The organism is Peribacillus sp. NPDC096379 (genome assembly GCF_044762875.1).
Classification (GTDB): Bacteria; Bacillota; Bacilli; order Bacillales; family DSM-1321; genus Peribacillus.
This window is the reverse complement of sequence record NZ_JBIWFD010000001.1, coordinates 1235839-1255985: the sequence shown is the minus strand read 5'-3', so window position 1 is coordinate 1255985 and position 20147 is coordinate 1235839. Positions and strand designations below refer to the sequence as shown.

The following is a 20147-nucleotide window of genomic DNA, read 5'->3' as shown; positions in this document are numbered from 1 at the left end:
GTTCTCTGTAGCCAATGACAGGTAATGGGTTCTCTCATACTATGAAACTTTTTCTAAAAACGTTCGTCTACTAATTGAAGGGGGAAATACAATGAAAAGAATGATGAAATGGGGATTATTTGCCCTGATACTCTGTATGTTCGTACCAATTCGCGCATTTGCCGATGCCATGGTAGGGGACATGATTATTACACTTGGTGAAAATCTCACAGCAGAACAAAAACAGATGCTACTTGCAGAAATGGGTGCACCTGCTGACGCCGAGATTCTAACAGTTACCAATAAAGAAGAACACGATTATTTAGGAAATTATATTGCAAGCCGATTAATCGGAACGAGAGCAATCTCTTCTTCTTCCATCACATTGGAAAAAGCGGGTACAGGATTGAAAGTAGAATCAAAGAATATTAACTGGGTTACAGAAGAGATGTATGCCAATGCACTTGCTACTGCTGGTGTCAAAGATGCCACCATTCATGTAACGGCCCCAATTCCTGTTTCAGGGACGGCAGCTTTAACTGGTGTGATTAAAGCCTATGAACTTTCATCAGATAAAGCCATACCTGAAGAAATAAAACAAGCGGCAAATGAAGAGATGGTGAAAACAGCTCAACTCGGTGATCAGGTTGGCACAGACGAAGCCGCCGCACTTATGACAAAGATAAAAGAAAAAATGGCAATAGATCCTCCGAAAACGGAAGCGGACGTTCGAATTATCATTGAGTCTGCTGCAAAAGAACTAGGAATTACCTTAAACGAGCAACAGATCCAAAGCCTTATTGACTTGTTTAATAAGTTGAAGGAGTTAAATATTGACTGGAATGCTGTCGGCAATCAATTAACAGAAGCTAAAGAAAAATTATCTACCTACCTCCAATCAGAAGAAGGCCAATCTTTCCTCGATAAGCTTAAAGGCTTTTTTGCTAGCCTGATTGATGCGATAAAATCCTTCTTCTCTTAAGCTTTCATAAAATTGCTTGTCTAATAGAGGATGTTCAAAAAGTCCGGTAAAAATAGTTGTCGAATTTCTTCGTCGCTCTGCCTCTCCGGTCCTCGAACTTCTCGGTTCTTTTTATCCTCCTTTTGAACACACGCTAATAGTAAAGGGTCAGACCACACTCTTGAGTGCAAGGTCTGACCCTTTACTTTTTTTATTTCGTTTTTACAATTTCCTTTAATTCTAAATCCAAACGGACTAAATCTTCATACGTTTCTCGTTTAATCACTTGCTTTGCCTCTCCATTTTCCACAAAGACTACTGCTGGACGTGGAATCCGATTATAATTATTCGCCATCGAATATCCGTATGCTCCTGTACAAAATACCGCTAGAAGATCTCCGCGGCCAGACTTTGGCAAAGGTAAATCCCAAATAAGCATATCGCCGCTTTCACAGCACTTGCCAGCAATAGAAACCGTCTCTTCTACTTCATCCAATGGTCGATTCGCAAGGACGGCCTCATATTTTGCTTCGTACAGTGCAGGACGAATATTGTCACTCATTCCTCCGTCAACCGCTACGTATTTACGAACTTGTGGCACTTCTTTTTCAGAACCGACTTTATATAAAGTAATCCCTGCATCCCCTACAAGGGAACGCCCTGGTTCAATCCAAATTTCAGGCATTGGAATGTCCGTTCCTTGAAGCTCATTTTGAACTTCACGAACAATTTCCTCTACATATTGAGAAGCAGGAATAGGTGTATCTTCTTTTGTATACCGAATCCCAAAGCCACCGCCTAAATTTAGCACAGGTGGTTGATACCCGAATTCTTCATTCCATTTCTTTAATTGTCCAATTATCTTTTTTGCCGCTAGTACAAAACCGGTCGTTTGAAAAATCTGTGAACCGATATGGCAATGAAGTCCTTGTACGTTCATCCACTTACTTTTTAAAGCTTGCTTTAACGCTTGCTCTGCTTGGCCATTTAGCAAATCGAAGCCAAATTTCGAATCTTCTTGCCCCGTCAGAATATAGTCATGTGTATGGGCTTCAATCCCAGGTGTTACCCTAAGTAAAATATTTACCTTCTGCTCTTTAAACACACACAGCTCTTCTAATAATTCCAATTCGGAAAAGTTATCTACGACAATACAGCCGATATGATGCTCTAATGCCATCATTAGTTCTTCTTCGCTCTTGTTATTGCCATGGAAATGAATTCGTTCTACTGGAAATTCAGCCTTTAATGCTGTATAAAGCTCTCCTCCAGAAACAACATCAAGTGAAAGTCCTTCTTCTTTCACTAGTTGAATCATGGCGATTGATGAAAATGCTTTGCTTGCATATGCGACTTGAGCAGAGATTCCCAGATTTTCAAATGTTTGCTTGAATCCTCTCGCTCTTTCTCTAATTAATTCGATATCATACACGTATAGAGGTGTTCCATATTCAGCAGCAAGCTGTACAGTATCTACTCCGCCTATTTCAAGATGTCTTGCATCATTTACTTTTCCTGTTCCATAAAAGTGCATATATGTCTCTCCCTTTCCCGTCTTTGGAGCTAATTCCCGGAGTTCTTTTGAGGGATGTCCCCAAAAGGGTCTGACCATACACACTATCACCGTTTATTGTGTCATGTCTATGTCATATAAACAATATATAGGAGATTGAGATCTGAACCCTTTCATTACGAGACAGCCTCTTCCATGTGGAATTTTTTTCTTTCCACTAGCTATTCAAAGATTTACTATTGATTTTAGAATAAAGTTAAATTACCACAACTTTTCGACAACAGCAATACTTATGTGAAACTTCTTTTTATAAGGCTACATATACAACGCTGTTGATTTTTAGATCATTTTAGCTATTGCTGCCCTTTTAGCATAGCTAAAAGTATGTGAAACCGCAGTTTCACATGAATGAACTAACAATTTGGTTTAACTTTCTCCATTTATTAAAGGTATCTTCGTTTTTTCACTTATCTCACATTAACGGGTAGTAAAACTAAACTGTTTGAATTTTCACTTTATTTTGGTTGTCGATATCGATCCTGTGGATGTACAATACTTGGTCGGATTATCGAACCTGGATAAGGTCTTCTTAACAAAATATGCGACAGTGCTTTTGGACGAAACGGGATAAGAGGCCATAAGTATGGCGTATTCAACGTTTTTACACTAGCTAGCAAAATGATGTACAACGTTATGCCAATGATTAAACCAGGCAACTTAAATACCGCAACGCCTATTAAAAGAATTAGCCGTGAGACTTTATTCGCCACTCCGAGTTCCAAACTTGGTGTAACGAATGTTCCAACTGTAGCAACAGAAGCGTAGAGTATGACTTCTGGTACGAAAAATCCAACATCGATAGCAATCTGACCAATTAAGACGGCAGCAATTAGTCCCATTGCTGTTGAGAGTGGGGTTGGCGTATGGATGGCTGCCATCCTCAAAAATTCAATTCCAATGTCCGCTATAATGATTTGCAAGATGATCGGAATATTCGTTGATTCATTTGGTCCTACGAATGCTAGTCTTTCCGGCAATAAGGATGGATCCAAACAAAATAAGAACCAAACTGGCAATAGTAAAACAGAAGCAAAAATTCCTAAAAATCGAACCCATCTTTCAAGTGTACCAATGGCTGGGGCCTGACGATATTCCTCTGCATGTTGCATATGATGAAAAATCGTTGCAGGAGTAATGATAACACTTGGAGAAGTATCCACGAAAACGATGACATGCCCTTCCATTAAATGGGTCGACGCGACATCCGCCCGTTCCGTATATCGAATCAGTGGATATGGATTGTACCCTTGTTTTACGAGAAATTCTTCTATTGTTTTATCAGCCATCGTCAATCCGTCCACTTTAATATTGCTTAATTCTTTCCGTACAATATCTATCAAGTCTGGATCAGCCAACCCTTTTATGTAGCCGATAGCAATATCCGTTTTTGACCGTTCTCCAACCTGCATGATTTCAAATCTAAGCCGTTCATCTCGAATTCTCCTACGAGTCAGTGCTGTATTGATGATAATATTTTCTACATAGCCATCTCTCGAACCGCGTACCACCTTTTCTGTATCTGGTTCTACTGGTGTTCTTCCTGGATAGCTTCTGACATCGACAACGAGTCCGATTGGCGTCCCATCTACAAGTACTACAATTAAACCAGAGAGTACTTGATCGACTAATTCATCAAGTGTCTTAATTTCGTCGACTGATTGATGTATTAAATTATTATGGACTTTTTCAAACACCTTTTGAGTATGTCTCTCTGTATCATTCTGGTCTACGAGCTGCTCCAAGATATCGATAATAAATGCTGTATCTGTCAGACCGTTGACATAATACACATGAACCTGTTTTTTAAGAATAATTAGCTTTCTAACACCTAAATCAAAACTTTCTCCCAGGCCGACCTTCTCTTTCATAAATGCTTCTGTTTCTTCTACGCTTTCAGGAATCGGTCGCATTTTGTGCTCTTTTTTGTTCGTCACTATACCCGCTCCTTTCTAAAATAAGTTCGACTGCAAGCTTGGTGATGGGAGCACCTTTTTCATAATCATCTTTTTTTGACATCTTTCCGATATCACCAATTCCTACGACAATCGGTGCATGTAACTGATCGATACAGTAAACGGTATCTCCGGTAATCTTTCCTGGTTCAAATTCTTCTGCCCCAAACTTATCTACGCCATTTCCTGTTAAATTACCATCTCGATCAATACTAACATCTACTGTCGTCCATTCTTCATGCCGCGTTCTTGAAGCAACAGCAATGATGCCGAGTACTTCAATGTCCTCATGATTAGCCACATAGCGCATAGCAGTCTCTCCTGCACCTTCTCCTACAATCCCGCTATCGTCAAACATCACTAATACAGGGTCTTTGGGTGTTTTTTTTATTAATTCAACAATGGCCTTGCCTGAAAGAGTGGTAGGGTTCCCCCAAGACATGGAGATGCAGCGACCGTCAATTTCCTTGGCTACAATCTCAACAACCCTTCTTGCATATTCGTCACCATCGGTTATGAGGATTACTTTTCGTTTGTTAACCATTAAAAGTATCCTTTCTATATTAAAGTGAAATTTCCATCAGTGGTTTTTCCCCCACCTATTTTTTCTTGATTCTCTCACCAAAATTGAATCGGGGTATTACGCCTATTAAACCGAGATGAACAGAATAAAGGTTTAGGGTTAAATTCTTGCATAAACCATTTTCCACATGTTCATCTCCCTTCACAAGTTGACGAAATAAATCCATTGAAACAATGATCCAATCACCTTTCCAAATACTACGGCCATGATTAGATAAACCATTTTATCTTGTATTCCAATCCGTTTGGATAAAATGGGAAACACATTTAGCACTTCCGTTAATGCAGCTGCTAGCATTCCATTGAATACGCCGTTTGCCACACCAATGATCGGCAATACGTATTGATTCCAATGCAAGATATTTCCTTGCAGGCTAAGCCATCCTCCAGCAAGCACGCCAAATACTACGGCCCATTCATAATAATGAATCATTTTCATCGTTTTTGTCAGTTGAGTTAGCCTTGGTAGTAGTCCGAGAACAGTTAAGAAAGCGACAAATCCAGCGCCAACAGAAAGTCCGCCTGCAAAACCGATAACGGCAACTAAAATCAAATTACCTGTCATCAATTTGACGGATACTTTCCTTATTTTCATTCATAATCACATATTGGTCTAAATCTTGTTGGTAATTGAACATCTCTACTTCAAGCGGACTTGGCTCTTCATTAAATCGTTTTTTAAAAAAGTGATTAAAAAACAGGACCATCCCTAGTCCCAAGCCAAAACTATAAGGAATTTGAATCAATAACGGGCTCTTGTCTTCCCTACCTGTAATAAGCTTAAATAATTTTTGATGGACTTCTTGCATACTCACATCGACATGATAGTTCATAATCGTGATTCCTGTACCAATAAACAAAAGCATCCACACTCCGATGAAAAATAAAAATGAGAATTTTCTTTTTTCATCGACTACTTCTACGATGGTTTGAGCAGGACCAAACGTTTGTACTTCAAGTTCACCGTCCATTCTTCCTATTTCTTGGATAACTTGAACTAGATCAATAATGATGATATTTTTGTCCTCTTTTTTTACTTCCAACAAGGTAATGTCCTCAAGCTTTCTCACTATATCCTCAGGACCAATTACTTTTACTACATCTTTAACCTTCACTTCCTGATTTAATTTGACGTATACGCGGTTTCGCATTCGTACATATATTAGTTCCATATCACTCACCCCGCACTGTTTTTCCTTATATTTGTAGTATGGATTGGAAATCAAAGGAACATACGGGAGAATCACAATGACTAAAAATTACCATTCGACTCAACTGTTATCTTTTCTTTCTACGGATAAGGTGCGGAGCTTCTAAAAAATCAGCGCAGCAAAGCCACCCTCATAAGGTGGTGAAGTTTTTAGAACCTGAACCTTTTTCATCGCCTAAGTTGGGAGTAGACTCTCATAGATGTTTTTTTACACGCAAAAAGACCATATGAATCACTGATTCATATGGTCTTTCATTTGTTGAAGGATTTTCTTTTCCAAACGGGATACTTGCACTTGCGATATGCCTAAACGCACGGCCACCTCTGATTGAGTTTGATCTTTATAATAACGCAAATAGACAATTAATCGCTCTCGTTCGTCCAGTCCATGAATCGCTTCTTTTAAGGCAATCTTATCAAACCATTTTGTTTCATTCGTATCTGCAATTTGGTCAAGCAGGGTGATAGGGTCCCCATCATTTTCATATACGGTTTCATGAATGGATGATGGACTGCGACTTGCTTCCTGTGCAAGGACAATTTCTTCTGGAGTCAGCTCCAAGTGCTCGGCAAGTTCCGTCAATGTTGGGACTCGCCCATATGTCTTCGAAAGTTCTTCCTTAGCACGCCGGACCTTATGAGCCATTTCCTTTAACGATCGACTTACTTTTACGGTCCCATCATCACGGATGAAACGTTGAATTTCACCGATAATCATCGGAACCGCGTACGTGGAAAATTTCACTTCAAACGATAGATCAAACTTGTCAACAGATTTCAGAAGACCGATACAGCCAATTTGATATAAATCATCAGGCTCATAGCCTCGATTCAAAAATCGCTGCACGACCGACCAGACTAATCTTAGATTACTATTTACAATCTTGTCCCTAGCTTCTTGGTCCCCACTCTGGCTGCGTCGGATTAGCATCCGTAATTCGTCATCTTTTAAATGGACCTGGTTCTTCTTGTTTTTAACCTCCACATCCATAGGCGTGTCTCCCTTAATTGCACAAAGCTTTGGTTTTAGTTAAGTGCTTTTTTAGTCGAATGATGGTTCCTTCGCCTTTATGGGAAATGACATGCATTTCGTCCATGAAATTTTCCATAATCGTAAATCCCATTCCCGATCTTTCGAGTTCTGGCTTTGTCGTATAAAGCGGTTGAAGTGCTTCGTCTAAGTCTTCGATTCCAAGGCCCTCATCACGAATTTCCAATTCAACCATATCTTCTTCAAGGACAACAGAAATATAAACAACACCAGTCGGGTCATTTTCATAGCCATGAATGATGGAGTTCGTCACCCCTTCAGATACGACAGTCTTAATCTCTGTTAATTCATCCAGTGTCGGATCTAATTGTGCGATAAATGATGCGACAGACACCCTCGCAAACGATTCGTTTTGGCTGAGTGCCGAGAATGTCAATTCCATTTTATTTTTCATATTAGGCAACCCCCAATCTTTGTAAAGCATTTTCTTCAGAAATATCAAGCTTGATAATTTTAAACAATCCTGACATATCAAACAAGCGCTTTACAGATGGCGAGATTGCACAGACAACCATTTCACCTTTGTTTTTCTTAATTTGGTTATAGCGTCCAAGAATGACGCCCAGCCCTGAGCTATCCATAAATGTTAACTCTTCAAGGTTAAGCACGATATGTTTAATCTCCTGTTTCTCCAGCACGGATTCAGCCTGTTGTTTTAGCTTTGCAGCTGTATGGTGATCCAATTCTCCTTTTAGACGGATACATAAGACTCGATTTTTAGTTTCCATTTCAATTATCAGACTCAAACTTCATGCCTCCTTATCTGTCGTATAAGGAGTGAATTTCTACTTTTAGAGAGTCAATTCCTTCTTATTGGCAAAACTAGTGGGTTTTCGGCTAAAAAAGTAGGATTTGGCTTGATTTTGACACAAAACGCTACTCTATTTTTGTAAACATGCCGAAAGATCGTTTATATAGATCCCACCAGCTTGCTTTCTTCACTGTATTTTTCGCTACGACGGGTGAGCTCGTCACTTTTTTTCCATCTTTTAAGATTTCAATTGTTCCAATTTTTTCACCCTTCTTGATCGGTGCTTTTATATGTTTGTCGAGTTTGATATTTTTTGTAAAATCTTTCGCTGAACCGCCTTTTGCGGTTAATACAGAAATCGGCTCACTCGTTACACCCGTAACAGTTTTCTTATTCCCTTTACTTACAGAAACCGTATCAAGATCGACACCTCGCTTATATAGCGGGTGGGTCATAAATTGTGAAAATGCATAATCCAGCATTTTCGTCACCTGTGCATTCCGTTCTTTCGGTGTCGGGGCCCCCATTACGACCGCAATGACCCGCATATCGCCTTTTTTCGCAGTCGCTGTTAAGCAATATTTCGCTTCATTTGTAAATCCAGTTTTCAATCCATCAACACCTGGATAAAATCTAACAAGTTTATTTGTATTGACAAGCCAGAATTTCTTGTCGGTATTTTCACGAAGGTATGCTTCGTATGTCCCTGTAAATTCGGTAATTAAGTCATATTTCAATAATTCCTTGGCCATAATCGCCATATCATGCGCTGTACTGTAATGATCAGACTCTGGGAGTCCTGTGGCATTTTGGAACTTCGTTTGATTTGCACCTAGTTCCTTCGCTCTCTTATTCATTTTGGTGACAAATGCTTCTTCAGAACCTTCCAATCTTTCAGCCATTGCAACCGATGCATCGTTTCCTGAACCAATCGCAATTCCTTTCAACATTTGTTCAACCGTCATAACTTCTCCAGGTTCTAGAAAGATTTGCGATCCTCCCATTGAGGCGGCATATTCGCTTGTGCTAATCTTTTCATTTAACTTTAATTCACCTTTATCAAGCGCCTCCATGATGAGTAGCATAGTCATAATTTTTGTCATACTAGCAGGCGGTAGCTGCTCTTCTGCGTTTTTGTCATATAAAACTGTTCCGGTATCTCTTTCAATTAAAATGGCCGATTTCGCCTGTTCTGCTAATTCAATACCATTTTTCTCAGCAGCAAAACTATGTGGAATGCTCATGCTTGTTAGTAGTAGAATGGCTGCGCATATACTTACTATCCGCTTCATCTGCAAACCCCTCCTATTCTTGATAGCTTTATTTTTTCCAAAATAATCATTAATATACAGACCTTGTCAATTAAAAAGGAAAATGAAGGAAGGTATCTATCGGTATCTGCTTTTATTTCGACTCGACTCATGTTTCTTGACTTCGACGCATTAATAAATTATTTCATCCAATTTCTACTAAATTAAGCGGTCTTCGTTGCAATTGGAGTGGTTTCATTCAAATATTGGCCTAATTTACAGATATCAGCCATTCCCCACAATATATCGGCCAATTTGCAACTTATATCAGCGGATTTTCTCATATATCAGCCGTGAGCTAAACTCCTATTCCTTAAATACAAAAAAAGCCGTCCCATGAGAAAGAGGCCGCTGAAAAAGGAATTCTTTATAAAAGTTTTGAAGATTTTCATCAATATACAGATAATAAAATAGACTTTTTCAGTGCCCACCATGAAAAAGGATCAGAACCCACATCTACTATATATCGTTTAAGGCGTGAACAGAACACAATAAACGGTGTATAGAGTGTGAGGCCTGACCCTTTAGGACAACCTTATTTTCATCAAAATTATTCCGTAATTTGTTTGTATATAAGCGTTGGTTTTTCGACTTTTTCAGAAGAAATTGTAATATTAGCATACAGTTTTTCTTCGACGGCAGAAACGTCTTCAAAGTTACTGTAAATTGTCACAAGGGACTCCCCTTTGGCGACGCGATCGCCAATCTTCTTATTTAGCATAAGGCCCACAGCTAAATCAATCTCAGATTCTTTTGTAGCCCGTCCTGCTCCTAGAAGCATTGCGGCTGTTCCTATTTCGTCTGCTACGATTGTAGAAACATATCCATCTTCTTTCGCCTCAAGCTCAAATATGTATTGGGCTTGTGGAAGCTTCTCCGGATGATCAACAATCGTCCCGTCTCCTCCTTGTGCTTCAAGGAAATTTTTGAAAGAAGCAAGTGCTGAGCCGTCCTTGATTGCTTGTGTAAGCATCGTTCTTGCACTTTCAATAGATTCCGCCTTCTTCGCTAAATACACCATATAACTACCAAGCGTTAAGGAAAGTTCCGTTAAATCTTCCGGTCCCTCCCCTTTTAATGTATCAATCGCTTCTTTTACTTCTAATGCATTTCCGATGGCAAAGCCAAGTGGTTGGCTCATGTCTGAAATTATCGCCATTGTATTACGGCCTACGTTATTCCCGATGCTTACCATTGCCTTAGCCAACTGTTCAGAATCTTCAACCGTTTTCATAAATGCCCCCGCGCCTGTCTTTACATCCAAGACGATAGCGTCCGCACCAGCGGCAATTTTTTTACTCATAATCGAGCTTGCAATCAACGCGATATTGTCAACTGTTGCTGTTACATCACGAAGAGCATAGAGTTTTTTATCAGCTGGAGTCAGATTTCCACTTTGACCAATTACAGCGAGTTTGTTTTTGTTGACAAGATGGATAAATTCTTCATTTTCAATTTCAACATGGAAGCCTTCTACCGCTTCCAATTTGTCAATGGTACCGCCAGTGTGGCCAAGACCTCGGCCTGACATTTTCGCAACAGGTACACCGACTGCAGCAACAAGCGGGCCTAGCACAAGCGTTGTGGTATCACCTACACCACCGGTGCTATGCTTATCTACTTTAATTCCTTCTATCGCTGATAGATCAATCGTATCTCCCGAGTTGACCATCGCCATCGTTAAGTCAGCACGTTCTTTTTCAGCCATGCCTTTAAAGTAAATAGCCATGGCGAATGCACTCATCTGGTAATCAGGAATCGATCCCTTTGTGTAACCGTCAATAATAAAGTTAATTTCCTCTGTTGATAGTTCAAAACCATCCCGTTTTTTTGCAATTAAATCAACCATTCTCATCTGAAATCACCACTTCTTAAAAAATTTTTAATTTACATTTGATTAACAATTTCTTTTACAAAGCTTAAGAAGCTGCTTTTTACTTTCTCCGTCGTTTCAATCACTTCTTCATGCGATAGTGGCTGATCCAAGATACCAGCTGCCATATTCGTGATACAAGAGATACCTAGCACTTCAATCCCTGAATGACGAGCTATGATAACCTCTGGCACAGTTGACATCCCTACTGCGTCTCCGCCCATAACCCTTGCAAGACGGATTTCTGCTGGTGTTTCATAAGTTGGACCGCTAAATCCTAAGTAGACTCCCTCTTTTGTATCAAGTTGAAGTGAAGTAGCAATCTCCTTCGCTTTTGCACGAAGCTGCTTACTGTATGCTTCAGACATATCCGGGAAGCGTGGACCAAAGCGCTCATCGTTCGGTCCGATCAAAGGATTTGTCCCTGTGTAATTTATATGATCTGTAATGAGCATTAAATCACCTGGAACAAAACTTTCATTCACACTACCGGCAGCATTCGTCACAATCATTTTCTCCACACCAAGAAGCTTCATAACACGAACTGGGAACGTGACCAATTCCATAGGATAGCCCTCATAATAATGGAAACGGCCTTGCATAGCGACAACCTTTTTCCCGCTTAGTTCGCCAAGTACTAGCTGCCCTGCATGCCCTTCAACGGTTGACACTGGGAACTCTGGAATCTCACTGTACGGAATTTTCACTGCATTTTCAATTTCGTCCGCTAATACACCTAGACCTGATCCTAAAATTAAGCCGATTTCTGGTGTTGCATTAAACTTTTCTTTAATAAACGATGCTGCTTTTTCAATTTTTTCGTACATTCCGCAATTCTCCCTTTATTCTTTTTATTGTTCGTGAGCAATACCAACATCAGCAATCTTTTAATGAAGATATCCTAACAAACTTTTTCCAAACTCCGGCATTTTCACCTTAAAATTATCTGCTACTGTTGCGCCGAGATCAGCAAATGTTTGACTAATTGGCAATTCTTTCCCGTCTGTAAAGCGTTTTGAGTAGATAAGTAATGGTACGTATTCACGTGTATGGTCTGTTCCTGCGTGAACGGGATCATTCCCATGGTCTGCAGTAATGATTAATAAATCATCTTCTCTCAATTTACTAAACACTTCTGGCATACGTGCGTCGAATTCCTCTAACGCTTTTCCGTATCCGATTGGATCGCGGCGATGTCCGAATAATGCATCAAAGTCAACTAAATTTAAGAAACTTAAGCCTGTAAAGTCCATATCTAGCGTCTGCAATAATTTATCCATTCCATCCATATTGGAAACCGTTCGCAATGACTTAGTTACACCTTCCCCATCAAAAATATCAGAGATTTTCCCGATGGCCAGAACGTCCAAACCTTCATCTTTTAATTCATTCATAACCGTTCGATCGAACGGTTTTAATGCATAGTCATGGCGATTCGACGTTCTTTGGAAATGGCCTGATTCCCCGATAAACGGTCTAGCAATGACACGGCCGATTTTATATTCATCAGCCAATGTCAATTCACGAGCAATTTCACAAATTTTATATAATTCATCTAGCGGAACCACTTCTTCATGCGCGGCAATCTGAAGAACAGAATCAGCGGACGTATAAACAATCAGCGCCCCTGTTTTCATATGCTCTTCACCAAGTTGGTCGAGAATTTCTGTTCCACTTGCTGGAATATTTCCGATGATTGAGCGACCTGTTCTTGCTTCTAATTCGTGAATGAGCAACTCTGGGAACCCGTCAGGAAAGACGCGGAAAGGCTTCGTGATATTAAGACCCATAATTTCCCAATGACCAGTCATTGTATCTTTTCCCGTTGATGCTTCTTGCATTTTAGAGAAAAATCCTAGTGGTTGTTCCGCTTTATCCACACCTTGAATTTCTCGAATATTACTTAGCCCCAATTTCCCTAAATTCGGCATTTTTAATCCGTTCATCTTCTCTGCGATATGACCAAGTGTATCCGCACCCTTATCACCAAATAATTCAGCATCCGGCGCCTCGCCGATCCCGACTGAATCCATCACAACTAAGAAAATCCGTTTATATTTAGATACTTCTTTCATGTTCATTCCTCCTTGCTTTTTACCTCTATCTTTTATACTACCCGTAATAATATTGATTAAATCTCGTTTTAAAATGTAAGCGTTCTTCGAGGTCAGAAGTCTGACAACCTTATTGTAAACGAATGACTATCCTTTTTTCAATGATTATATATTTTAAAAACCTCGCAACCACTACTGACAGTCTAATTAAAGTCCTTTAAATCGATAAACAATGTGTAGTGTGCGAGGTCTAAACCTTTTGGTACATTCCTCTATCCATCTATTAAGCTCTTGGATGGGACTTCGAATACACATCTTTCAAACGAACGTTTGTCACATGTGTGTATATTTGCGTGGTTGAAATATCGGCGTGCCCGAGCATTTCCTGCACCGCTCTTAAATCGGCTCCATTCATTAATAAGTGCGTGGCGAACGAATGGCGTAATGTATGTGGCGTTAGGTCTTTTTCAATGTTTACTTCTTTCGCAAGCTTCTTTAAAATTTTCCAAAAGCCTTGCCGAGTCAGGCGATTCCCATGATGATTCAGAAATAGTGAATCGGTTTTATAATTTTTACTAACAAATTTGCCGCGAGCTTGAACTAGATACTGGTCAATGGCGAAAAGTGCTGTTTTTCCAATCGGAATAATTCTTTCTTTATTCCCTTTACCGACACAACGTACAAAGCCCATTGTCGAGTGAACATCAGATACATTGAGATTAATCAATTCACTCACCCGCATACCTGTTGCATATAAGAGCTCAAGCATCGCCTTATCCCTAAATCCATATGGCTCGATAAGCTTTGGTGATTCAAGTAATGATTCAACTTCTTCCATACTTAGCACTTTCGGAAGACTTCTTTCTGGCTGTGGTGATTCAATATGTACAGATGGATCTTGGTCTGTCACTTTTTCACGGATGAGAAATTGGTGAAAGGACCGGATCGAAGCAATATGTCTAGCAATTGTTTTCGAGGATTTCCCTTGGTCTTTCAAGTGTGCAAGAAAATGGATAATGTTCGTCCTGCGGGAATCGTTCCAACTAGCCAGTTGACTGACATTTTTCAAGTAGGTCTGATACGATTTCAAGTCTCGCTCATAAGAAACAAGAGTGTTCTTAGCAAGCCCCTTCTCCACGGTCAAAAAGTGAATATAATCTCTTATTTGATCTTCCATGTGCATTACTCCCCATTTAAATAAAACAGCATAAGCCTGCTAAACCAAGTCTCTTCTTCTGGATGTTCCGCTGTTGTTACTTTAATTGCAGTTCCTTTCGGTTCATCATAGCGATGATACCCTTCAAACTCCTGATTTAACCATACCATGCCGCTATAAAAAAGAACAGTAAAGCTCACGAAGAGCAGCAATACCTTTGCAGTATGAAGTAACATGGATAATGATGTCTTCATTTCTTCCCTCCGTCCCCTAACTAACCATCTGTGGGGATGAAAAACCCTCACTTATGGAAGTTTCACTTTATTCGAGTCTGCACTCTTTGATTCACAGTTCGAATAACTTGTCTTACTTCAATCTATGCCAAGTCAGACAGGTTTTATACGGGTTTTTGCTTTAAATAAGGGAAATATGCAAAAAACCTTCTCCTTGTGTAGGAAAAGGCTGCGTAACTCATTCAGTTGCTTCATCATCTTCTGTTTTATCATGGCATCTGTGGCAAATTCCGTGGAAGGTCAATCTATGATCTTTTATTTTAAAATTCCAATCACGTTCAACGATTACTTCTACATCTTCAAGCAAATCTTCCTGAATTTCGTCCACTGCACCACATTCCACACATACAAGATGATGATGAAAATGCGCTGCGCCTTCCTGTCTTAAATCGTATCGGGACACTCCGTCACCAAAGTTAATCTTATCAACTATTTTTAATTCAGTAAGCAATTCAAGCGTACGATATACTGTTGCCAAACCTATCTCCGGCGCCTTCTCTTTGACAAGGAGGTAAACGTCTTCAGCGCTTAAATGATCCTCTTCATGTTCAAGTAAAACGCGGACGGTCGCTTCTCGTTGAGGCGTCAATTTATAGCTGGACGAGTGCAACTGCTTTTTTATTCGATCGATTCTAGTCTCCATACCTTTTCCCTCCCGCGCCGTATCGTTTCTATTATATCAAAAGAGGGAAAACTGTCAAAAAAGAAAATCTTCATCTGCTTATTTTTCTGCGAAAAAGGTGCGGAGCTTCATATAGGTGATACAATTTATCCCGCATTAACGTGCAGTAGTCCCACCTCAAAGCTTAGAAGAATCGAGGAAGCATAGATGGGATAACTACCCGTAAAAGCCCGATTGGTGAGATACAGTGAAACTTACCGCTGTGCTCTTCAGTGGTAAAATTTGTGCCCTCAGGATGTGGGTCACACAGACGAAAGACTAAAGGACGCGGCGTACTTAGTCTGTAATTCATTGAAGCGGGTTCGCACTATCGATTGATCGAAGCGAAAGCGAAGAACTTAGCGACAGGAGAACGGGACTAAAAAATCAGTGGGGGATGAAGCCCCCCACTGATTGAAATTTCACTTTATAGAACCTGGACCTTTTTCATAGCTTTAGTTTTAGAGCAGGCGCTCATGGATGTTTTATCTATTTAATAAACTAACGACATTTTTCATTAGAGAAGGAGATACATAGGCTTCAATTGCACCAGCGCAGGCTAAAAATACGACCGATACGGTCAATGCAAATATATAACGCATGATAATCGGCTTTAACGGCTCGCGAATTTGTTTCATGAGAATTCTTTGTATCATTTTCGTCGATAACGAAACGGATATGACGGCGATGATGATAAATACAGGAACGATAATAATATTTTGCGGTAGAATCGAAACAAAAGAAAGCAAGAAGCCCCCCCACCCCATTTGGCTAACCAAGAAACCAACTGTAAATCCAACTACTATTCCTTTTAAAAACAGTAAAACCAAAATTACAGGCAGACCGATTACTGACACTCCTAATATCCACATAACCGCTATATATTTTACATTATGAGAAACGCTTTGGGTAAACATGTCCCAATCAGCCGTAACTTTCGCCTCGGATACTTGTCCAAAAAATTGCGATAGATAATAAAATAAGTCATCACTCTGAGTAAAGCTCAAACTATTGACAAGAATGGCCCCAAAGATGACCCCCATTAAAAATAGTACGGTAATAAACACATACAATGAGGAATGTTCGTTGATATGATTAATTGCTGCGTTTGGTACGACGGATTTTTTCTTCATCTTTTTTCCTCCCGACTATTACTTACTAAATTGTATGATGAATCGTGTCCATTATGACTCAGAATTTTTTTCAACACGATAAGTTGTTTGTTTTTTCAGACAACTGATATGTTTGGAGCAAAGCGAGTAGAGATTCGCTGCGATCCGAACAATGTTAGCAGTAGACGGGGTCCCGAGTAATTGGGCTTTGTTCTTGAGACAATTCTTCGAAATGATAGTGTGAGTGTGGATGGCAAATCGGTGCGGGATACTTGCGTGTTTTCGAAAATTATAAAATAAGAAAAGCCTGCTGTGATTTCGAGGCTACTGAAAAAGTCCTTTTAAAGAGAAAAAGAAGCTAACGACCCACTATATATAGGTTGTTAGCTTCTTCTATTGTCTGTATATCGATAAAAATCTTCGCTACTTTCAAAATGAGTTACTTTTTCAGTGCCCACGTGACTTCAGCGAGCTTTTCTTTGCAGCTATATCGCCTTATTCTCTGTTCACGGTTTTAACATTTCGACTCTTTTAACACTCATTGTGGCGAGTGAGTAAATTCTTTAATGGGATTCCTTTTCATTTGCCTTCACCTTGCCGTACCTTCCGCCGCCACCTGTCTCAATCACCAATTGCCCTTTACGTGCCAAATCAATATAGTGTGCGATTTTTTCAGGTACGACCTGATGTAATTGTTCAAAGGTGGCTTCATGTAAAATATTCATTTCCGAACCGAAATAGTCTAGAAGTTTGTCCATTGTTTTCGGTCCAAGTCCTGGAATGAAATCGAGTGGAATTTGGTGAATATATGGTGGCCGGTCACGATAAATATGGGTATGATTTATGCTAGCAAGCTCTGCAATCCGTAATGCAACACCTTTGACGATTGCTTTCGCTCCGCAATTCAAGCACACTTTCGTATTCGGTTCAGCCGGTGCAAAGCATTTTGCACAGACGGTATTATGATATTTGCCTAGCTTCGGATTCAGTCCATAATTCGTAGCAACCCTTCTGCCACCAGTTCCTTGAAATGCCATGTTAAGCTCTGAAAAGCTCGGTTCTTTGAGCTCCAATTTTTGATATTCCCTAGCAATTTTTCCGAGTGAATGGGCATCAGAGTTCGTAATAAATACATAATCGTTCAGCTCATTCATCTCTTTGGCCATACTTGTGTCTGAGCTTAATCCAAGTTCTATCGCATCAATTAGTTTCGGGTCAAATACTTCCGTTAAACTTTTACTGACCCCTTTTCCGTACAAGCTTTTGAAAGGAGTAAATACATGGGCTGGAATAAACAGCCCTCCTAACTCCTTCACTTTTAGTTGTAGCGTTTTTCCTTCGCAATAAATCCGTTGCGAGCTTAGTTGAATATTTGTCACATGCTGCGCCATCCATTTTGAGAAAATCCTCATCTTATCTAATGTAGGAAAATAAGCTAGTACATGAACTGGGCCTTTACACTGGCTATCATAGACTTCGATTTCTGAACCAGGAATAAGGGTCGTTTTGCCAAATCGTAAACCGCCTCCCTCTATTTCAGTTACGCTCCCCTGCTTCAGCAACTCGTCTATTTCTTCGATGACCTCTGGTGAATGGCAATCAATGACACCAATCATATCCAGCCCTTTACGTTCACTTGATACCTTTAACACTTCAGATAACGTTAAGGATTTGGCACCAGTGATTTTAACTGCTTTACCCGTCCATGTCCGTCCGATGTGAATGTGCAGATCTGCATAATATTCATTCATTTATTTAGCAATCGCCTGTTGTAATTGTAAATACTGAACCGCATACGCCGTTTTCGCATCCTTGATCTTTCCTTCTAATTCATACTGGACAGCTTCTTCTAAGGTTAATTCCATCAGTTCCACAAATTCATCATCATCTGTCCCAGCTGGCTGCTCTATCTTGCGCAAACCATGAGCCACATACATATGCACTATTTCATCAGCGAACCCAGGTGATGTGTAGAAAGACGTAAGATGCTCCATTTCCGCACATCCATACCCTGTTTCTTCTTCTAATTCACGTGCAGCCGAATGAGCAGGATCTTCCCCTGGTTCAAGCTTACCAGCAGGAATTTCAACGAGACTTCTTTCCATAGCTTTCCGATACTGTTCGACCATAATGATCTTCCCTTCATCGGTTACCGCAATGACAGCCACTGCCCCTGGATGTTTAATAATTTCTCTTTTGCTCGTATTTCCGTCTGGCAATTCGACCTCATCCACCTGTAGGCTAATGATTTTTCCTTTAAATATAGATTGAGACGTAATCGTTTTTTCTTCAAACTTTTTCATTTTATCCACTCCTTGTTCTACTTCTCGCATGATCGTTCATATATTTTACCATATTAATGCTGGAGAGTGATTTTTATGAAACTATATGTATTGGAAAAAGGGATTGTTCTTACGGGAAAGAGCTGGGAAATTCAACAAAAGCTTAAAGAATTCCAAAAAAAATATGAATTTGTTAACGATTGGATTAACGACATTCACTCATCGAAAAAAGAACGATTTTTAACACGTATCAAGTGAAAGACAGACTGCTTCTTGAGTATTTTAAAGAGAACCACCACTTTCTATTCAGATAATGTTAATTCTTTGAGTAAGTCGCCTTCCTCCTTTACAATTGATTTATATTACATTTTATAATGAAACAGTCATGATGAGGAGTGAAAGCGTTGGAAAAGCGAAAGTTAGGGAATTCTGATTTACAAATTTCTAAGATTGGTCTCGGCTGTATGTCGCTTGGAACCGATGAAAACCAAGCAAAGGAAATCATTAAAGCTGCACTTGACGAAGGTATCAATTACTTTGATACAGCAGATTTATATCATTTTGGTCAAAATGAAAAGATTGTTGGGGAATCGCTTCAGTCGGTCCGCGGTGATGTAGTGATTGCCACAAAGGTTGGAAATCGCTGGAATGAGAGTCTCGACAGCTGGAGCTGGGATCCTTCCGCAGACTATATAAAAAAAGCGGTAAAAGATAGCCTGCACCGTCTTGGGACGGACTATATCGATCTCTACCAGCTCCACGGAGGCACGATTGCAGATCATATTGAGGAAACAATTGATGCTTTCGAGGAATTAAAAAAAGAAGGATACATCCGCTATTATGGTATTTCCTCGATTCGCCCAAATGTCATTAAAGAATTTGCTGCAAAATCCAACATCGAATCCGTGATGATGCAATATAGCCTGCTTGATCGTCGACCTGAAGAATGGCTACCGCTGCTTTCCGAAAATAAAATCAGCGTAATTGCCCGCGGACCTGTGGCGAAAGGGCTTCTAAGCGAAAAAACACTTGAGAAAGCTTCTGAAAAGATAAAGCAGAATGGATACTTAGATTATAGCTTTACAGAATTAGAAGCCATTCTGCCACAGATAAAAGAAAAACTAACTCCACGCAATCTGAACGAAACGGCACTACAATATGTTCTGTCACATCCAGAGGTTGGTGCAGTTATTCCAGGAGCAAGCTCCGTTCAGCAGCTTCGTGAAAACTGCCGTGCTACTTTGTGCACTCCACTTTCCGAAGAAGAAATTCTTTTCCTAAAACAACTGACGAAAGCAGGAATTTACGACAGCCATCGAGATTAACGAAGCAAAGGGTCAGACCTCG

21 protein-coding genes are annotated in these 20147 nt (G+C 40.0%); 3 read left to right on the top strand and 18 right to left on the bottom strand.

Annotated elements, in window-relative coordinates; all coding sequences use genetic code 11:
• Nucleotides 1-100 precede the first annotated feature (100 nt).
• The gene (locus tag ACIQZI_RS05900) at nucleotides 101-961 is read left to right on the top strand and encodes a DUF1002 domain-containing protein (protein WP_403072078.1); all 861 of its coding nucleotides are present in this window, start codon (nucleotides 101-103) and stop codon (nucleotides 959-961) included.
• Nucleotides 962-1151: 190 nt separating this feature from the next.
• Here the strand turns inward: ACIQZI_RS05900 and lysA are convergent, their stop codons facing one another.
• From lysA to ACIQZI_RS05810, 18 genes are all read right to left on the bottom strand, one after another.
• Complete coding sequence (lysA, locus tag ACIQZI_RS05895) at nucleotides 1152-2474, bottom strand: diaminopimelate decarboxylase (protein ID WP_062178474.1); 1323 nt, start codon at nucleotides 2472-2474, stop codon at nucleotides 1152-1154.
• 494 nt (nucleotides 2475-2968) lie between these two features.
• Complete coding sequence (locus ACIQZI_RS05890) at nucleotides 2969-4423, bottom strand: spore germination protein (protein ID WP_403072075.1); 1455 nt, start codon at nucleotides 4421-4423, stop codon at nucleotides 2969-2971.
• Complete coding sequence (spoVAEA, locus tag ACIQZI_RS05885) at nucleotides 4407-5009, bottom strand: stage V sporulation protein SpoVABEA (protein ID WP_403070477.1); 603 nt, start codon at nucleotides 5007-5009, stop codon at nucleotides 4407-4409. Before spoVAEA ends, ACIQZI_RS05890 begins: the two co-directional genes overlap by 17 nt.
• Nucleotides 5010-5189: 180 nt before the next feature.
• Complete coding sequence (locus ACIQZI_RS05880; protein WP_062178469.1) at nucleotides 5190-5612, bottom strand: stage V sporulation protein AB; 423 nt, start codon at nucleotides 5610-5612, stop codon at nucleotides 5190-5192.
• Nucleotides 5602-6219: a stage V sporulation protein AA gene (locus tag ACIQZI_RS05875; protein WP_403070474.1), complete on the bottom strand. Its 618-nt coding sequence runs from the start codon at nucleotides 6217-6219 to the stop codon at nucleotides 5602-5604. Before ACIQZI_RS05875 ends, ACIQZI_RS05880 begins: the two co-directional genes overlap by 11 nt.
• A 270-nt stretch (nucleotides 6220-6489) precedes the next feature.
• A complete protein-coding gene (gene sigF, locus ACIQZI_RS05870; protein ID WP_062178463.1) occupies nucleotides 6490-7248 on the bottom strand; it encodes an RNA polymerase sporulation sigma factor SigF in 759 nt (252 codons plus the stop codon).
• Between the two features lie 13 nt (nucleotides 7249-7261).
• Entirely contained in the window at nucleotides 7262-7702 is a 441-nt protein-coding gene (gene spoIIAB, locus ACIQZI_RS05865) for an anti-sigma F factor (protein ID WP_062178460.1), read from the bottom strand.
• Nucleotide 7703: 1 nt separating this feature from the next.
• On the bottom strand, nucleotides 7704-8054 hold the full coding sequence (spoIIAA, locus tag ACIQZI_RS05860) for an anti-sigma F factor antagonist (RefSeq protein WP_062178458.1): 351 nt from the start codon (nucleotides 8052-8054) through the stop codon (nucleotides 7704-7706).
• A 130-nt stretch (nucleotides 8055-8184) separates the two neighbouring features.
• Entirely contained in the window at nucleotides 8185-9351 is a 1167-nt protein-coding gene (locus ACIQZI_RS05855) for a D-alanyl-D-alanine carboxypeptidase family protein (RefSeq protein WP_403070469.1), read from the bottom strand.
• A 568-nt stretch (nucleotides 9352-9919) separates the two neighbouring features.
• A complete protein-coding gene (locus ACIQZI_RS05850; RefSeq protein ID WP_403070466.1) occupies nucleotides 9920-11224 on the bottom strand; it encodes a pyrimidine-nucleoside phosphorylase in 1305 nt (434 codons plus the stop codon).
• A gap of 32 nt (nucleotides 11225-11256) precedes the next feature.
• On the bottom strand, nucleotides 11257-12069 hold the full coding sequence (locus ACIQZI_RS05845; protein WP_062178449.1) for a purine-nucleoside phosphorylase: 813 nt from the start codon (nucleotides 12067-12069) through the stop codon (nucleotides 11257-11259).
• 60 nt (nucleotides 12070-12129) lie between these two features.
• On the bottom strand, nucleotides 12130-13317 hold the full coding sequence (gene deoB / locus ACIQZI_RS05840) for a phosphopentomutase (protein WP_403070462.1): 1188 nt from the start codon (nucleotides 13315-13317) through the stop codon (nucleotides 12130-12132).
• A gap of 262 nt (nucleotides 13318-13579) precedes the next feature.
• Nucleotides 13580-14473: a site-specific tyrosine recombinase XerD gene (gene xerD / locus ACIQZI_RS05835; RefSeq protein ID WP_403070459.1), complete on the bottom strand. Its 894-nt coding sequence runs from the start codon at nucleotides 14471-14473 to the stop codon at nucleotides 13580-13582.
• A gap of 5 nt (nucleotides 14474-14478) precedes the next feature.
• On the bottom strand, nucleotides 14479-14706 hold the full coding sequence (locus ACIQZI_RS05830; RefSeq protein WP_049682018.1) for a YqzK family protein: 228 nt from the start codon (nucleotides 14704-14706) through the stop codon (nucleotides 14479-14481).
• Nucleotides 14707-14923: 217 nt separating this feature from the next.
• Nucleotides 14924-15388: a ferric iron uptake transcriptional regulator gene (gene fur, locus ACIQZI_RS05825; RefSeq protein ID WP_062178441.1), complete on the bottom strand. Its 465-nt coding sequence runs from the start codon at nucleotides 15386-15388 to the stop codon at nucleotides 14924-14926.
• A 503-nt stretch (nucleotides 15389-15891) separates the two neighbouring features.
• Complete coding sequence (gene spoIIM, locus ACIQZI_RS05820) at nucleotides 15892-16539, bottom strand: stage II sporulation protein M (protein WP_062178439.1); 648 nt, start codon at nucleotides 16537-16539, stop codon at nucleotides 15892-15894.
• 542 nt (nucleotides 16540-17081) lie between these two features.
• Nucleotides 17082-18269 carry an endonuclease Q family protein gene (locus ACIQZI_RS05815; RefSeq protein ID WP_403070453.1) on the bottom strand — a complete coding sequence of 396 codons (1188 nt, stop codon included), beginning with the start codon at nucleotides 18267-18269 and terminating at the stop codon, nucleotides 17082-17084.
• Entirely contained in the window at nucleotides 18270-18821 is a 552-nt protein-coding gene (locus ACIQZI_RS05810; protein WP_403070450.1) for an NUDIX hydrolase, read from the bottom strand.
• Between the two features lie 75 nt (nucleotides 18822-18896).
• On the opposite strand from ACIQZI_RS05810, the gene mciZ reads away from it, so the two are divergent.
• A complete protein-coding gene (gene mciZ / locus ACIQZI_RS05805) occupies nucleotides 18897-19058 on the top strand; it encodes a Z-ring formation inhibitor MciZ (RefSeq protein WP_082674981.1) in 162 nt (53 codons plus the stop codon).
• A 146-nt stretch (nucleotides 19059-19204) separates the two neighbouring features.
• The gene (locus tag ACIQZI_RS05800; protein WP_403070446.1) at nucleotides 19205-20125 is read left to right on the top strand and encodes an aldo/keto reductase; all 921 of its coding nucleotides are present in this window, start codon (nucleotides 19205-19207) and stop codon (nucleotides 20123-20125) included.
• Nucleotides 20126-20147: the final 22 nt, after the last annotated feature.

What these genes read in the sequence shown, in the direction of transcription:
- ACIQZI_RS05900 (WP_403072078.1), top strand. Translation starts at nt 101, where the DNA reads ATGATGAAATGGGGATTATTTGCCCTGATACTCTGTATGTTCGTACCA.
- lysA (WP_062178474.1), bottom strand. Translation starts at nt 2,474, where the DNA reads ATGCACTTTTATGGAACAGGAAAAGTAAATGATGCAAGACATCTTGAA.
- ACIQZI_RS05890 (WP_403072075.1), bottom strand. Translation starts at nt 4,423, where the DNA reads ATGCGACCGATTCCTGAAAGCGTAGAAGAAACAGAAGCATTTATGAAA.
- spoVAEA (WP_403070477.1), bottom strand. Translation starts at nt 5,009, where the DNA reads ATGGTTAACAAACGAAAAGTAATCCTCATAACCGATGGTGACGAATAT.
- ACIQZI_RS05880 (WP_062178469.1), bottom strand. Translation starts at nt 5,612, where the DNA reads ATGACAGGTAATTTGATTTTAGTTGCCGTTATCGGTTTTGCAGGCGGA.
- ACIQZI_RS05875 (WP_403070474.1), bottom strand. Translation starts at nt 6,219, where the DNA reads ATGGAACTAATATATGTACGAATGCGAAACCGCGTATACGTCAAATTA.
- sigF (WP_062178463.1), bottom strand. Translation starts at nt 7,248, where the DNA reads ATGGATGTGGAGGTTAAAAACAAGAAGAACCAGGTCCATTTAAAAGAT.
- spoIIAB (WP_062178460.1), bottom strand. Translation starts at nt 7,702, where the DNA reads ATGAAAAATAAAATGGAATTGACATTCTCGGCACTCAGCCAAAACGAA.
- ACIQZI_RS05855 (WP_403070469.1), bottom strand. Translation starts at nt 9,351, where the DNA reads ATGAAGCGGATAGTAAGTATATGCGCAGCCATTCTACTACTAACAAGC.
- ACIQZI_RS05850 (WP_403070466.1), bottom strand. Translation starts at nt 11,224, where the DNA reads ATGAGAATGGTTGATTTAATTGCAAAAAAACGGGATGGTTTTGAACTA.
- ACIQZI_RS05845 (WP_062178449.1), bottom strand. Translation starts at nt 12,069, where the DNA reads ATGTACGAAAAAATTGAAAAAGCAGCATCGTTTATTAAAGAAAAGTTT.
- deoB (WP_403070462.1), bottom strand. Translation starts at nt 13,317, where the DNA reads ATGAAAGAAGTATCTAAATATAAACGGATTTTCTTAGTTGTGATGGAT.
- xerD (WP_403070459.1), bottom strand. Translation starts at nt 14,473, where the DNA reads ATGGAAGATCAAATAAGAGATTATATTCACTTTTTGACCGTGGAGAAG.
- ACIQZI_RS05830 (WP_049682018.1), bottom strand. Translation starts at nt 14,706, where the DNA reads ATGAAGACATCATTATCCATGTTACTTCATACTGCAAAGGTATTGCTG.
- fur (WP_062178441.1), bottom strand. Translation starts at nt 15,388, where the DNA reads ATGGAGACTAGAATCGATCGAATAAAAAAGCAGTTGCACTCGTCCAGC.
- spoIIM (WP_062178439.1), bottom strand. Translation starts at nt 16,539, where the DNA reads ATGAAGAAAAAATCCGTCGTACCAAACGCAGCAATTAATCATATCAAC.
- ACIQZI_RS05815 (WP_403070453.1), bottom strand. Translation starts at nt 18,269, where the DNA reads ATGAATGAATATTATGCAGATCTGCACATTCACATCGGACGGACATGG.
- ACIQZI_RS05810 (WP_403070450.1), bottom strand. Translation starts at nt 18,821, where the DNA reads ATGAAAAAGTTTGAAGAAAAAACGATTACGTCTCAATCTATATTTAAA.
- mciZ (WP_082674981.1), top strand. Translation starts at nt 18,897, where the DNA reads ATGAAACTATATGTATTGGAAAAAGGGATTGTTCTTACGGGAAAGAGC.